This window comes from Paenibacillus sp. CCS19 (genome assembly GCF_033239625.1).
GTDB lineage: Bacteria > Bacillota > Bacilli > Paenibacillales > Paenibacillaceae > Paenibacillus_T.
Map to the genome: position 1 here is coordinate 1 of NZ_BTCK01000120.1, position 302 is coordinate 302.

At 57.0% G+C, this 302-nt stretch carries 1 protein-coding gene; it reads right to left on the reverse strand.

Annotated elements, in window-relative coordinates:
• Positions 1-302, reverse strand: a 302-nt coding sequence (locus SBI19_RS29405) for an immunoglobulin-like domain-containing protein (protein ID WP_317973080.1), incomplete at both ends; no start/stop codon positions are given.

Sequence of the window (302 nt, forward strand, 5' to 3'; positions counted from 1 at the left end):
CACGCTCGTTCCGTCCGTGCCGTTCGTGCTGAGCGTCAGGTTTTGCTTCACATCCGAAGCGGAATCGCCGCTTGCATAGCCTACTTCCACTACCGCCTTCGCTGCTGCAACTGCCTCAGAATCGGTTTGTGCAAGCTTCGTTACCGTCAGCGTGAAGGTCTTCGTCTCTTCGACAGAGCCTTTCCTGATCGTCGCCGTCAGCGTTACGAGTGCATCGCCTGCTGTGTAGCTTGGGCGTTTCACTGTTCCGTTGACTGCGACGATGCTCGATTTGTCCGAGCCCCAAGTGATGCTCGTTCCGT